Below are 12675 nucleotides of genomic sequence, written 5' to 3'. Positions count from 1 at the left end.
CACGGGCAGCGGTCGTCTACGGTTGCCCGAATGCGCCCCGGCCACCCGTATGCATCTGATATGCACCGATCGGGTGGCCTTCAACCGCTACTCCCCGGTCGGAAGGGCGACTTCGGCCGCGGCCTGCGGCCCCTGCTCCAACAGGACGCCGAAGCCGTCCTCGTCGAGCACCGGCACCTTGAGCTGCATGGCCTTGTCGTACTTCGATCCCGGGTTCTCCCCCACGACGACGAAAGACGTCTTCTTCGACACCGAACCGGTCACCTTCGCTCCGCGGCTCTGCAGCGCTTCCTTGGCGCCGTCGCGCGTGTGGTTCTCCAGGGTGCCGGTGACGACGACGGTAAGCCCTTCCAGCGGACGCGGGCCCTCCTCCTCGCCGGACGTCTCGTCCTCCAGCGGGACTCCAGCGGCCTTCCACTTGCTGACGATCTCGCGGTGCCAGTCCTCGGCGAACCACTCCCTGAGGGCCGCGGCGATGGTCGAGCCGACGCCCTCGATACGCGCCAGCTCCTCCTCGCTCGCCTGCTCGATGCGGTCGATGGAGCGGAACTCGCGCGCGAGGGCCTGCGCCGCCACCGGACCGACGTGCCGGATCGACAGCCCGTTCAGGAAGCGGGCGAGCGGCCGCTCCTTGGCCGCCTCGATGTTGGCCAGCAGCGCGAGGGTGTTCTTCTTCGGCTCGCCCTTCTGGTTGGCGAAGACCGTGACGACCTTCTCCTCGCCCGTCTTGGGGTCCCGCTTGGGCAGTCCGCTGTCCGGGTCGAGGACGTACGCCTTGATGGGCAGCAGCTTGTCCACCGTGAGGTCGAACAGGTCGCCCTCGTCGGCCAGCGGCGGGTCGGCCGGCTCCAGCGGCCGGGTGAGCGCGGCCGCCGCCACCTCGCCGAAGTGCTCGATGTCCAGGCACTCGCGGCCCGCGAGGTAGGAGACGCGCTCCCGCAACTGGGCCGGGCAGGTACGGGCGTTGGGGCAGCGGAGGTCGATGTCGCCCTCCTTCATGGGCCGCAGGGCCGTACCGCACTCGGGGCACTCGGCGGGCATCACGAACTCGCGCTCGCTGCCGTCACGCAGGTCGACGACCGGGCCGAGGATCTCCGGGATCACGTCACCGGCCTTGCGGATCACGACCGTGTCGCCGATGAGCACGCCCTTGGCCTTGACCACCTCCTGGTTGTGCAGGGTGGCGAACTCGACCTCGGAGCCCGCGACCGTGACCGGCTCGACCTGGGCGTACGGCGTGACGCGGCCGGTGCGGCCGACGCCGACCTTGATGTCGATCAGCTTGGTGTTGACCTCCTCCGGCGCGTACTTGTACGCGATCGCCCAGCGCGGCGCGCGGGCGGTCGAGCCGAGACGGCCCTGGAGGCGGATCTCGTCGAGCTTGACGACCACTCCGTCGATCTCGTGCTCCACGGAGTGACGGTTCTCGCCGTAGTACGCGATGAACTCCCGTACGCCGTCGAGGTCGTCGACCACCTTGTTGTGCGCGGAGGTGGGCAGGCCCCAGGTCTTGAGGAGGTCGTAGGCCTGTGAGAGGCGGGTGAGGCCCTCGTAGCCCGCCAGCGCGCCGATGCCGTGGACGACCATGTGCAGCGGGCGGGAGGCGGTGACCCGCGGGTCCTTCTGGCGCAGTGAACCGGCCGCCGCGTTGCGCGGGTTGGCGAAGGGCTTGTCACCGGCCGCGACCAGGCGCTCGTTGAGTTCGAGGAACTTCTCCATCGGGAAGTAGACCTCGCCGCGGATCTCCACGACTTCGGGGACGCGGTCACCCGTCAGCCGGTCCGGGATCTCCGCGATCGTACGGACGTTGGGCGTGATGTCCTCGCCGGTGCGGCCGTCGCCGCGGGTCGCCGCGCGCGTGAGGCGGCCCTGCTCGTAGGTGAGGTTGACGGCGAGGCCGTCGACCTTGAGCTCGCACAGGAAGTGGTAGTCGGAGGTGCCGACGTCCTTGGCTACGCGCTCGGCCCAGGCGGCCAGTTCGTCGTCGTTGAAGGCGTTGTCCAGGGAGAGCATGCGCTCGCGGTGCTCGACGGAGGTGAACTCCGTCTCGTACGCTCCCGCGACCTTCTGGGTCGGCGAGTCGGGCGTGCGCAGCTCGGGGTACTCCTGCTCCAACGCCTCCAGGGTGCGCAGGAGTCGGTCGAACTCCGCGTCGCTGACGACGGGAGCGTCCTTCACGTAGTACCGGAAGCGGTGCTCCTCGATCTGCTCGGCGAGCTGCGCGTGCCGCTCCCGTGCCTCGGCGGGCACTGCCGTCTCCGCTTGCTGCTTGTCGCCGGCCACCGTGTTGTCCTCCCGTTACTCTGGGTTGTCCGCGAGGGATCTCGCCGCCCGGACGCAATGGGCGAGAGCCTTGCGTGCGTACGCGGGGGAAGCGCCCGCGAGACCGCACGAGGGGGTGATGGTGACCGCCTCCGCGAGAAGCCCCGGATGCAGCCCCAGCCTGCGCCACAGCGTCCTGACACCCATGACGCTACCGGCAGGGTCTGACAACGGGCCGTCCGTGCCGGGCACGACACCGGCGAACAGTCGCGTGCCGCCTTCCACGGCCTCGCCGATGACCTCGTCGTCACGCTCGGTTAGGAGCGAGAAGTCGAGGGAGACCGCGGCGGCGCCCGTGCGGCGCAGCAGGGCGATGGGCACGTCCGGGGCGCAGGAGTGGACGACGACCGGGCCGGTGCGGTGCACCGCGACGAGGTCGCGGAGGGTGGCCTCGACGAGCTGCCGGTCCACGGCCCGGTGGGTCCGGTAGCCGCTGGCGGACTTGACCTGGCCGCGCAGTACGGCGGTCAGGGAGGGCTCGTCCAGTTGCAGGACGAGCTGTGCGCCCGGGACGCGGCGCTGCATCTCGGCGAGGTGCAGGCGCAGGCCCTCGGCGAGGGAGGCGGCGAGGTCGCGGCAGGCGCCGGGGTCGGAGAGGGCGGCCTCGCCGTTCTTCAGCTCGACGGCGGTGGCCAGCGTCCACGGGCCGACGGCCTGCACCTTCAGCGGGCCCTCGTACCCCTGGGTGAACTCCTCCAGCGCGTCGAGGTCCTCGCCCAGCCAGGAGCGGGCCCGCTTGGTGTCCCGGCCGGGCCGGTCGCCGATCCGCCAGCCGCTGGGCTCCACGCGCGCGTACAGCTCGACGAGCATTCCGGCGGTACGGCCGATCATGTCCGCGCCGGGGCCGCGGGCCGGCAGCTCGGGCAGGAACGGGAAGTCCTCGAAGGACCCGGTGACGGTCTTGGCGGCCTCCCGCGCGTCATCACCGGGCATGGACCCGACCCCGGTGGCCGCACCGAACCTGAACTGGCTGTCATCGCTCACCCACGCAGCCTACGTAACCCACCGGGGGTGGCTTCAATGCCGGTGCACCCCGTGCCGTTCCAGGAAGGCGAGCAACCGGTCCGGATCGGCGACCGCGAGGTTGTTGCGGAAGCGCCCGCGCTCCCAGGCGATGTCCGTCCCACCGTGGTGACTGCCGCTGCCGATGAACTCGCCGTGGGCGTCCAGCAGGGCGACGGTCAGGCTGCCGTGGCAGCGGCAGATGTCGCCCGTGAAGTCGCCGGTCGTGGTCAGGGCGCGCAGCTCGGCGAGCGTGTCGTCGTCGTAGATCTCGGCCAGGACGGTGCGCCGGGCGAGCGGCCCGGCGTCGTCCCCGCCGCGCAGGAGCACCGCGGCCTCGGCACGGTCCCAGACGTTCTCCAGCCAGGCACGGATCTCGTCCCCTCCTCGCATGCCGTCCCCTTCGGAGGTCACCGGGTCACTGACCCGGTCGGACCGTCAGGTCGTTGATCTCCGCGTCCCTGGGGAGGTCGATGGCCAGCAGGATCGTCGTCGCCACCGACTCGGGGTCGATCCAGCGGGAGGCGTCGTAGTCCTTGCCCTCCTGCTGGTGGACCTTGGCCTGCATGGGGCTGGCGGTGCGGCCGGGGTAGACGGAGGTGACGCGGACGCCGTTGCCGTGCTCCTCATGGCGCAGCGAGTCGGCCAGGGCCTTCAGGCCGTGCTTGGAGGCGGCGTACGCGGACCAGCCTGCGTGGGCGTTCAGGCCCGCGCCGGAGTTCACGAAGACCACGTGACCACGGGCGGCGCGCAGCTGGGGCAGGAAGTGGCGGGTCAGCTCGGCGGGGGCGACCAGGTTGACGTTGAGCTGGTGGCGCCAGGACTTGGGGGTGAGGTCCCCGACGTCGCCCAGGTCGACGACCCCGGCGATGTGCAGCAGTGAGTCCACGCGGTCGGGGAGCGTCTGGTGGGAGAAGGCCCAGGAGAGCTTGTCGGGGTCGGAGAGGTCGCCGACCAGGGTGCGCGCCCCCGGGTACTCGGCGGCCAGTTCCTTCGCCCGGCCCGCGTCGCGCGCGTGCAGCACGAGTTCGTCCCCGCGCGCGTGCAGACGGCGGGCCACGGCCGCGCCGATGCCGGAGCCCGCGCCGGTGATCACATGAGTAGCCATGTCCGCCATGTTCGCATCACCGCACGCCCAGGCTCTCCTCCAGGTACGCCAGCACGCCCACGGGCTCCTCCGCGAAGAACACCAGGTCGGTGAGCGGGCGGGGCAGGAAGCCCTCGGCCTCCATCCTGCGGAACTGCTCCTTCAGGCCGTCGTAGAAGCCCTCGGTGTTGAGCAGGACGACGGGCTTGTCCGTGTGCCCGTGCTTCTTCAGCTCCAGGATCTCGGTGGCCTCGTCGAGTGTCCCGGTGCCGCCCACCAAGACCACGACCGCGTCGGCCTGCTCCAGCAGCAGCCGCTTGCGCTCGGCGAGGTCCTTGGCGATCACCATCTCGTGGGCGCCGGACCGGGCCTTGGCCGCGAGGAACTCGACGGAGACGCCGAGCAGCCTGCCGCCCGCCTCCTGGACGCCGTCGGCGACGACCTTCATCAGGCCGACGTCGGAGCCGCCCCACACCAGCGTGTGGCCCCCCTTGCCGATCAGTTTCGCGAACTCGCGCGCGGGGCGCGTGTAGCGGTCGTCGAGGTCGGCGGCGGAGAGGAAGACACAGATACGCATGGGGTCAGCCTAGGCGGGAAGAACCGGGGGCCCGCGAGCGCTTTTCCGGTATGAGCGATGGACACACGATCACGATCGAGCAGGGCGACCGGCACGTACGCGTGGTGCGCGGGGACCTGGTGCTGGCGGAGACCCGCCGCCCCCTGGTGCTGCGCGAGACCGGCTGTCCCGTGCGCTACTACATCCCGGCCGAGGACGTGCGCCTCGACCTCCTGACCCCCTCCGAAACCCACACCCACTGCCCCTTCAAGGGGACGGCGTCCTACTGGTCGCTGCCGGACGCCCCCGACCTCGTATGGTCCTATCCCGAGCCCAAGGACGGGGTCGCGCAGATCAAGGACCACCTGTGCTTCTACGACGTGGAGGTCCAGGAGGAGACACGCGCGGAGGTGTCGTGACCGATTAGTCGCGTGCCCGGTGGCAGTCTCCTCAGGCATGGACAAGCAGATCATTTCGCGCGACGGCACCCGGATCGCGTACGCGCGCAGCGGGCGGGGTCCGGCGGTCGTCCTTGTGAGCGGCGCGATGTCCACGGGCGCCACGATGGCCCCGCTGGCCGCACGGCTCGCCGAGCGCTTCACGGTCGTCCCTTACGACCGGCGGGGGCGCGGCGCAAGCGGGGACACGGCGCCGTACGCGGTCGCCCGCGAGGTGGAGGACCTGGCGGCGCTGATCGAGGCCGTGGGCGGGGACGCGGCGCTCTACGGCATGTCGTCGGGCGGCGCGCTGGCGCTGGAGGCGGCGGCGAGCGGGCTGCCGGTCCGTCAGGTGGCCGTGTACGAGCCGCCGTTCGCCGTCTACGAGGGCGGCGCCGAGGAGCGGGCGGCGTACACCCGGAACCTGACCGAGGCGCTCGCGCGGGGCCACAGGGGAGACGCGGTGGAGCACTTCCTGCGGCTGACGGGCCTGGCCGAGGAGATGATCCGGGGCGCCCGCCAGTCCCCCATGTGGGCCGACATGGAGGCGATCGCCCCGACGCTGGCGTACGACGACGCCGCGATGGGCGACGGTCTGGTGCCCCGGGAGCGGCTCGCCGCGATCAGCGTCCCCGTGCTGGCGCTCGCGGGCGGTGCGAGCCCTTCCTGGATGCGCGAGGCGGCGCGGGCGGTGGCGCAAGCGGCCCCCGAGGGGACGTACCGCACCGTGGAGGGCCAGACCCACATGGTCGACCCGGACGTCCTGGCGCCGGTGCTGGCCGGGTTCCTGGCCGCCGACTAGACCGACGCGGCCGCGGCCCTGACCGTCGTCGCGATCGTCGCGGAGCCCACCACGCGCGTGCCGTCGTAGAGCACGATCGCCTGGCCGGGGGCGACGCCGCGGACCGGCTCGGTGAAGGTGACCCGCAGCTCGCCGTCGACCGGCTCCGCCGTCACCTCGGTCTCGCCGCCGTGCGCCCGGAGCTGGGCGGTGTAGGTGCCGGGACCGGCCGGGGCCGCGCCGCACCAGCGGGGCTTGATGGCCGTCAGGGCGGTGACGTCCAGCGCGGCGGCCGGGCCGACGGTCACCGTGTTGTTCACCGGGGAGATGTCGAGGACGTAGCGGGGCTTGCCGTCGGCGGCCGGGGTGCCGATCCGCAGGCCCTTGCGCTGGCCGATGGTGAAGCCGAACGCGCCCTCGTGCGTGCCCACCTTGGCGCCGGACTCGTCGACGATGTCGCCCTCGGCCTTGCCGAGGCGGGAGGCGAGGAAGCCCTGGGTGTCGCCGTCGGCGATGAAGCAGATGTCGTGCGAGTCGGGCTTCTTGGCGACCGCGAGGCCGCGGCGCTCGGCCTCGGCGCGGATCTCGTCCTTGGTCGTCACCGTGTCGCCCAGCGGGAACAGCGCGTGCGCGAGCTGCTGCTCGTCCAGGACACCGAGCACGTACGACTGGTCCTTGGCCATGTCGGAGGCGCGGTGCAGCTCGCGGCTGCCGTCCTCGTTCACGAGCACCTTGGCGTAGTGACCGGTGCAGACGGCGTCGAAGCCGAGGGCCAGCGCCTTGTCCAGGAGCGCGGCGAACTTGATCTTCTCGTTGCAGCGCAGGCACGGGTTCGGCGTGCGGCCGGCCTCGTACTCGGCGATGAAGTCCTCGACGACGTCCTCGCGGAAGCGGTCGGCGAGGTCCCAGACGTAGAACGGGATGCCGATGACGTCGGCGGCGCGGCGGGCGTCGCGGGAGTCCTCGATGGTGCAGCAGCCCCGCGCTCCGGTGCGGAACGACTGCGGGTTCGCGGAGAGCGCGAGGTGGACGCCGGTCACGTCGTGGCCCGCCTCGGCCGCGCGGGCGGCGGCGACGGCGGAGTCCACGCCGCCCGACATGGCGGCGAGGACGCGGAGGGGACGGGTGGGCTGCGGGGTGTCAGTCATAGCCCTTCCAGAGTACGGGGGTGCGGGAACCGGAGCCCGCGAGTATCCGTTGACGATCTCGTGGGGGAGAAACGGGCGGACACGGCGAGCGGCGACTCGGATCGGCGGCTGGGGCGGCGGGCCCTGCTCGTCGGGGGTGTCGCGGCGGCCGTGGGGACCGCCGCGCTGGCCCGGGACGAGCTGTCCCATCTGTGGTGGCGGCTGCCGGGGGTGGAGAAGTCGCGGGTCGAGGGCGCGGTGGACTTCCGGGGCGCGCGGTGGGTGGCCGCGTCCCCGGCGAACTACCGGCGGGCGGACCGGCCGGACGACTATCCGATCGACCGGGTGGTCATCCATGTCACGCAGGGCGACTACAAGACCGCGGTGAAGGTCTTCCAGGACCCGGCGCACAAGGCGGCGGCGCACTACATCGTGCGGGCGGACGGGCGGATCACCCAGCTGATCCGCGAGCTGGACGTGGCGTTCCACGCGGGGAACCGGGAGTACAACGAGCGGAGCGTCGGCATCGAGCACGAGGGGTTCGTGGAGCACGCCTCGTCCTTCACGGACGCGATGTACGCGTCCTCGGCGCGGCTGACGGCCGCGATATGCCGTCGGTACGGCATACCGGTGGACCGGGAGCACATCATCGGGCATGTGGAGGTCCCGGGGACGGACCACACGGATCCGGGGCGGCACTGGGACTGGGACCGGTATCTGGGGCTGGTGCGGCGGGCCTGAGCCTGTGTGGCGCACGTCACATCAGGTCATTGTTGTGAGCGGGATCCTCGGCTCATGTGTCCGTTGCGTCCCCCACCCCGGCCGCAACCTGCGGCATGCCAACTTGGCTTTCCTTCAAGGAAGTTGAGCAAGATCACCGCTCACGGCGGTTCCACAGCCCGCCCGGCTCTCCCCCAGGTTCGGCCCAGATTTCACACAGCGCCGAGGTCGAGCATTCCCGGCCATGACCGACACCACAGAGCCCGGCACCGGCACGGGCACGGACAGCAGCGGCAAGCGCGAGCACTCCAAGGAGAGCAGGCCCCGGCGCGGCAGGGGCCTGCACCGGCGCAAGTTCCTCGGCGGCACGGTCGGGCTGGGCCTGGCCGCGGTCGGCGCGGCCGGCACGACGTTCAGCCTTCTGGGCAACGGCGGCGACAAGGCGTCCGCGGCGACCGGCACGCTCACGATCCCGGACCTCCTGGAGGGCACCACCTCGGGCGGCACCACCACGTTCACCCTGGAGGCGAAGACCGGCACCGGCGAGGTCGTCAGCGGCGTCACCAGCTCCACCATGGGCTACAACCAGTCGTTCCTGGGCCCGACCATGAAGTGGACCAGCGGCGACACCGTGCTGCTGAACATCACCAACAGCCTCGGCGAGGACACCACCGTCCACTTCCACGGCGCCCATGTCCCGGCCAAGCTGGACGGCGGCCCGCAGCTCGCCTTCGCCGACGGCGAGACCTGGGCGCCCACCTTCGAGGTGAAGGACGAGGCCAAGACCCTCTGGTACCACCCGCACGCCCTCGGCACCACCGCCAAGCAGGCCGTGCACGGGCTGGCCGGGATGATCATCGTCGAGGACGACACGGACACGTCCTCGGCGCTGCCCAGCGACTACGGCGTGGACGACGTCCCGATCATCCTCCAGTGCCTGGCGTCCGACACCTCGGGCGACATCAAGTACGACTTGACCGGCTATCTCGGCAGCGGTCTGGTCTACCCGGTGCTGTGCAACGGCACGAACGTCGACGACACCACGCTGACCTTCGAGGCCACGAAGACCCGCACCCGCTTCCGGATCCTGAACGCCTCGCCGTCGGACATCATCACCGTCCAGCGCAGCGACGGCGGCACGATGACCCAGATCGCCACGGACCAGGGCTGTCTGGCCGAGGCCGCCGATGTGACGTCCGTGCGGCTGGTGGCCGGCGCCCGCGCCGAGGTGGTCATGGACCTCACGGACGACGTGACCCTGCAGGCGGTCATCACGACCGGCTGGGTGCGCGGCGGCAGCGGTACGTACGACTTCCTGACCGTCACGGCGAGCGGCACGGACACCCCGGACGACCTGCCGAGCACGCTCCGGACGATCGACCGGTACGACACGAGCGACTTCACCGCCCGGACGGTCACGCTCGGCCAGAGCGGCGCGACCATGCTGATCAACGGGTCGGCGGGCACCAGCATGTCCTCCATGGCCATGATCAGTACGACGCTCGGGTCCAAGGAGATCTGGACGGTCAAGAACAACACGCAGCTGGAGCACTCCTTCCATCTGCATGACGTGCCGTTCCAGCTGATCTCCGTCAACGGCGAGGATCCCAGCGGGGTCGAACTCGGCTGGTACGACACCTACGAGGTGGTCGGCGGCGGCTCCATCGAGATCGCGATGGAGTTCACCGACTTCGCCGACGACACGTACATGTACATGCTCCACTGCCATCTCCTGCAACACGAGGAGGAGGGCATGATGGCGTCCCTGATGGTGACGGAGAGCTGACTCCCGCCCTTCGGGTGAGCCCCGCGGCCCGGGCACGCTCGACCGCGAGGCCGATCGCCTTCGCCACCGGCATCGCGCCACAGGCGCGGGAAGGAGCGGGCGAAGACGATCGCCGAGGCGACCGGGAAAGCCCCGATGTCGACGATCAGCGTGCGGCCCGCAGTGACCGCACGCGACCGCGGCCCGGCAAGCGCGCGCACCGAAACGGTGAGCGCCCCTGGGCGCTAGGTCAGGCCGGCCGCGCGCGCCCGGTCCACCGCGGGGCCGATCGCCTTCGCCACCGCCTCCACGTCCGCCTCCGTGGAGGTGTGGCCGAGGGAGAAGCGGAGGGTGCCGCGGGCCAGGTCCGGGGTGGTGCCGGTGGCGAGGAGGACGTGGCTGGGCTGGGCGACGCCGGCGGTGCAGGCGGAGCCGGTGGAGCACTCGATGCCCTGGGCGTCCAGCAGCAGGAGCAGGGAGTCGCCCTCGCAGCCCGGGAAGGTGAAGTGGGCGTTGGCCGGGAGGCGGTCCACCGGGTCGCCGCCGAGGATCGCGTCCGGAACCGCCGTACGGACGGCCTCGATCAGGTCGTCCCGCAGGGCACCGATCTCCCGGGCGAACCACTCGCGCTGCTCGGCGGCGAGCCGGGCGGCGACCGCGAACGCGGCGATCGCCGGGACGTCGAGGGTGCCGGAGCGGACATGGCGCTCCTGGCCGCCGCCGTGCAGAACGGGGACGGGGGTGTACTCACGGCCGAGGAGGAGCGCGCCGATGCCGTACGGGCCACCGATCTTGTGGCCGGAGACCGTCATCGCGGCGAGGCCGGAGGCGGCGAAGTCGACGGCGACCTGGCCGACGGCCTGGACCGCGTCCGCGTGCAGCGGGATGCCGAACTCGGCGGTGATGTCGGCGAGTTCACGGACCGGCATGATCGTGCCGATCTCGTTGTTGGCCCACATCACCGTCGCCAGGGCGACGTCGTCGGGGTTGCGGGCGATCGCCTCGCGCAGGGCCTCGGGGTGCACCCGGCCGTAGGTGTCGACGGGGAGGTACTCGACGGTGGCGCCCTCGTGTTCACCGAGCCAGTGGACCGCGTCGAGGACCGCGTGGTGTTCGACGGGGCTGGCGAGGACACGGGTTCTGACGGGGTCGGCGTCACGGCGGGACCAGTACAGGCCCTTGACCGCGAGGTTGTCGGCCTCGGTGCCGCCGGAGGTGAAGACGACCTCGCTGGGGCGGGCGCCGAGCGCTTCGGCGAGCGTCTCGCGGGACTCCTCGACCGCACGGCGGGCCTTGCGGCCGGACGCGTGGAGGGAGGAGGCGTTGCCGGTGACGCTCAGCGCGGCGGTCAGTGCCTCTGCCGCCTCCGGGAGCATCGGTGTCGTCGCGGCGTGGTCGAGGTAAGCCATGGTGAGCCCGATTCTACGGGCCCCTTGGGAGCGGCCCGGCGGCCAGGCCGGACGTTTTCAGCGGCCTTGCCCCGTCGTCCTCGGGGCGTCAGCCGTTGGTCAAGGCGCGTTCTCCGGGCTCACAGGCTCCACGAAACCGTGTTGGACACCTCCATGGCGAACACCAGGACCGCCAGGTCGGCGACGCCCAGCGCGAGGCCGAGATAAGCACGGCCGCGACGGGCGGTGCCGCGCCACAGGGCGACGCCCGCCAGCACGAGGGCGATCGGGCCGAGGAAGACGTTGAGGACGAGAAGGCCGAGGAGGCCCAGGATGAAGGACGCCACGGCCATGCCGTCGGCGTCGCGCGTGCCCGAACGGGTGTCGGTGCGAGGCGTGGCCGGTGCGGTGAGTTGCATGATGCTCAGCTCCTGTGGGTCGGTGCGGACGGTCAGTTGGCCGATGAGTGACGACGGCGGCCGTGGCGCTCGCGGAGCGCGAAGATGCCGAGCCAGACGGCGATACCGGCGGCCACGGCGAGGCTGACGGTCAGCGGCGCGTGGGCCACGGTGCCCAGCACGACACCGAGCAGCATGAGCGCGGCGACAAGGAACAGCATGGGATTCGATCCCCCTCCATGAAATTTCGGTGAACGGTTGTAGTAACAGTTGTTCACTGACTTTGAGTCTAGCGCCTCCTACGGCTTTTCAATTCCGGAGAACAGTTGTTAACTGGATGACATGAGTCACACCCTCGGCATCCGGCAGGCCCAGAAACAGAAGACCCGGCAGGCGCTCCTGGACGCCGCGTTGGGCCTGCTGGAGGAACAGAGCCTGAGCAGCCTGGGCCTGCGCGAGGTCACCCGGGCCGTCGGCGTCGCCCCGACCGCCTTCTACCGGCACTTCCGCTCCACCGCGGACCTCGGCGTGGCCCTCGTCGACGAGGCGCTGGGCAGTCTGCATCCGATGGTGCGGACCACGGTGTCCACGGCCGGCGACAGCGACGAGCGCATCATCCGGGCCATCCGTCTGATCGCCCGCCATGTGGAGACGCACCCCGCCCACGTCCGCTTCATCGCCCGCGAGCGGCACGGCGGCGTCCAGCCGGTGCGGGAGGCCATCCGGGCCCAGCTGACCAGGTTCGCCGAGGAGGTGCGGACCGAGCTGGCCAAGGACCCGGAGGCGGTCGGCTGGAACGAGGACGACCTGCTGATGCTCGCGCACCTCTACGTCGACCAGATGCTCATCACGGCCTCCCTGTTCCTGGAGGCCCTGGAGACCTCGGCCTCACAGGAGGAGCGGGAGCGCGTCGCCCAGGTCGCGGCCCGTCAGCTGCGGCTGGTCAGCCTCGGCCGGCGGCACTGGCTGGACTGACCCCGGCACGGCACACAGGGGCGGGGGGGGGGGGGGGCCCGCGCCGCCCCCCCCCCCGGGACCCACCACGAGCAGCCCCCGGGGGGGCCGGGCCGCAGGCCGCGGGGGCCCCCCCCC

General features: G+C 71.4%; 14 protein-coding genes. 5 read left to right on the top strand and 9 right to left on the bottom strand.

Annotation, left to right across the window (positions count from 1 at the left end):
* Nucleotides 1-87: 87 nt before the first annotated feature.
* From ligA to AB0I54_RS40260, 5 genes are read right to left on the bottom strand one after another with little or no spacing between them, the layout of a single operon-like run.
* On the bottom strand, nt 88-2283 hold the full coding sequence (gene ligA, locus AB0I54_RS40280) for an NAD-dependent DNA ligase LigA (protein ID WP_363301299.1): 2196 nt from the start codon (nt 2281-2283) through the stop codon (nt 88-90).
* A gap of 15 nt (nt 2284-2298) precedes the next feature.
* Nucleotides 2299-3306: a methionine synthase gene (locus AB0I54_RS40275; RefSeq protein WP_363301298.1), complete on the bottom strand. Its 1008-nt coding sequence runs from the start codon at nt 3304-3306 to the stop codon at nt 2299-2301.
* Between the two features lie 33 nt (nt 3307-3339).
* A complete protein-coding gene (locus AB0I54_RS40270; protein ID WP_363301297.1) occupies nt 3340-3717 on the bottom strand; it encodes a hypothetical protein in 378 nt (125 codons plus the stop codon).
* Nucleotides 3718-3742: 25 nt separating this feature from the next.
* On the bottom strand, nt 3743-4441 hold the full coding sequence (locus AB0I54_RS40265) for an SDR family oxidoreductase (protein ID WP_363301296.1): 699 nt from the start codon (nt 4439-4441) through the stop codon (nt 3743-3745).
* Nucleotides 4442-4448: 7 nt separating this feature from the next.
* Nucleotides 4449-4988, bottom strand: a complete 540-nt coding sequence (locus AB0I54_RS40260; RefSeq protein ID WP_363301294.1) for a TIGR00730 family Rossman fold protein — start codon at nt 4986-4988, stop codon at nt 4449-4451.
* A gap of 50 nt (nt 4989-5038) precedes the next feature.
* Between AB0I54_RS40260 and AB0I54_RS40255 the strand changes: the two genes are divergently transcribed.
* Together AB0I54_RS40255 and AB0I54_RS40250 are read left to right on the top strand one after the other, a co-directional pair.
* Nucleotides 5039-5386, top strand: a complete 348-nt coding sequence (locus tag AB0I54_RS40255; RefSeq protein ID WP_363301293.1) for a DUF427 domain-containing protein — start codon at nt 5039-5041, stop codon at nt 5384-5386.
* Nucleotides 5387-5423: 37 nt separating this feature from the next.
* Nucleotides 5424-6206, top strand: coding sequence for an alpha/beta fold hydrolase (locus AB0I54_RS40250; RefSeq protein WP_363301292.1), 783 nt, complete (start codon nt 5424-5426; stop codon nt 6204-6206).
* Here AB0I54_RS40250 and mnmA read toward each other — a convergent pair.
* On the bottom strand, nt 6203-7333 hold the full coding sequence (gene mnmA / locus AB0I54_RS40245) for a tRNA 2-thiouridine(34) synthase MnmA (RefSeq protein WP_363301291.1): 1131 nt from the start codon (nt 7331-7333) through the stop codon (nt 6203-6205). The two genes, AB0I54_RS40250 and mnmA, sit on opposite strands and share 4 nt — an antisense overlap.
* Nucleotides 7334-7393: 60 nt before the next feature.
* Here mnmA and AB0I54_RS40240 point away from each other — a divergent pair, with 60 nt between their 5' ends.
* Together AB0I54_RS40240 and AB0I54_RS40235 are read left to right on the top strand one after the other, a co-directional pair.
* The gene (locus tag AB0I54_RS40240) at nt 7394-8053 is read left to right on the top strand and encodes an N-acetylmuramoyl-L-alanine amidase (RefSeq protein WP_363301290.1); all 660 of its coding nucleotides are present in this window, start codon (nt 7394-7396) and stop codon (nt 8051-8053) included.
* Between the two features lie 223 nt (nt 8054-8276).
* Nucleotides 8277-9818, top strand: a complete 1542-nt coding sequence (locus AB0I54_RS40235) for a multicopper oxidase domain-containing protein (RefSeq protein ID WP_363301289.1) — start codon at nt 8277-8279, stop codon at nt 9816-9818.
* Between the two features lie 224 nt (nt 9819-10042).
* On the opposite strand, the gene AB0I54_RS40230 is transcribed toward AB0I54_RS40235, so the two are convergent.
* From AB0I54_RS40230 to AB0I54_RS40220, 3 genes are all read right to left on the bottom strand, one after another.
* Nucleotides 10043-11206, bottom strand: coding sequence for a cysteine desulfurase family protein (locus AB0I54_RS40230; protein ID WP_363301288.1), 1164 nt, complete (start codon nt 11204-11206; stop codon nt 10043-10045).
* A 119-nt stretch (nt 11207-11325) separates the two neighbouring features.
* A complete protein-coding gene (locus AB0I54_RS40225) occupies nt 11326-11604 on the bottom strand; it encodes a DUF4190 domain-containing protein (RefSeq protein ID WP_363301287.1) in 279 nt (92 codons plus the stop codon).
* A 32-nt stretch (nt 11605-11636) separates the two neighbouring features.
* Complete coding sequence (locus tag AB0I54_RS40220) at nt 11637-11804, bottom strand: hypothetical protein (RefSeq protein WP_363301286.1); 168 nt, start codon at nt 11802-11804, stop codon at nt 11637-11639.
* Between the two features lie 121 nt (nt 11805-11925).
* Between AB0I54_RS40220 and AB0I54_RS40215 the strand changes: the two genes are divergently transcribed.
* The gene (locus AB0I54_RS40215; protein WP_363301285.1) at nt 11926-12558 is read left to right on the top strand and encodes a TetR family transcriptional regulator; all 633 of its coding nucleotides are present in this window, start codon (nt 11926-11928) and stop codon (nt 12556-12558) included.
* Nucleotides 12559-12675 lie beyond the last annotated feature (117 nt).

Source organism: Streptomyces sp. NPDC050625 (assembly GCF_040654755.1).
Classification (GTDB): domain Bacteria; phylum Actinomycetota; class Actinomycetes; order Streptomycetales; family Streptomycetaceae; genus Streptomyces.
Note: the sequence above shows the minus strand (reverse complement) of the source record. Positions and strands in the feature narration are given on the sequence as shown.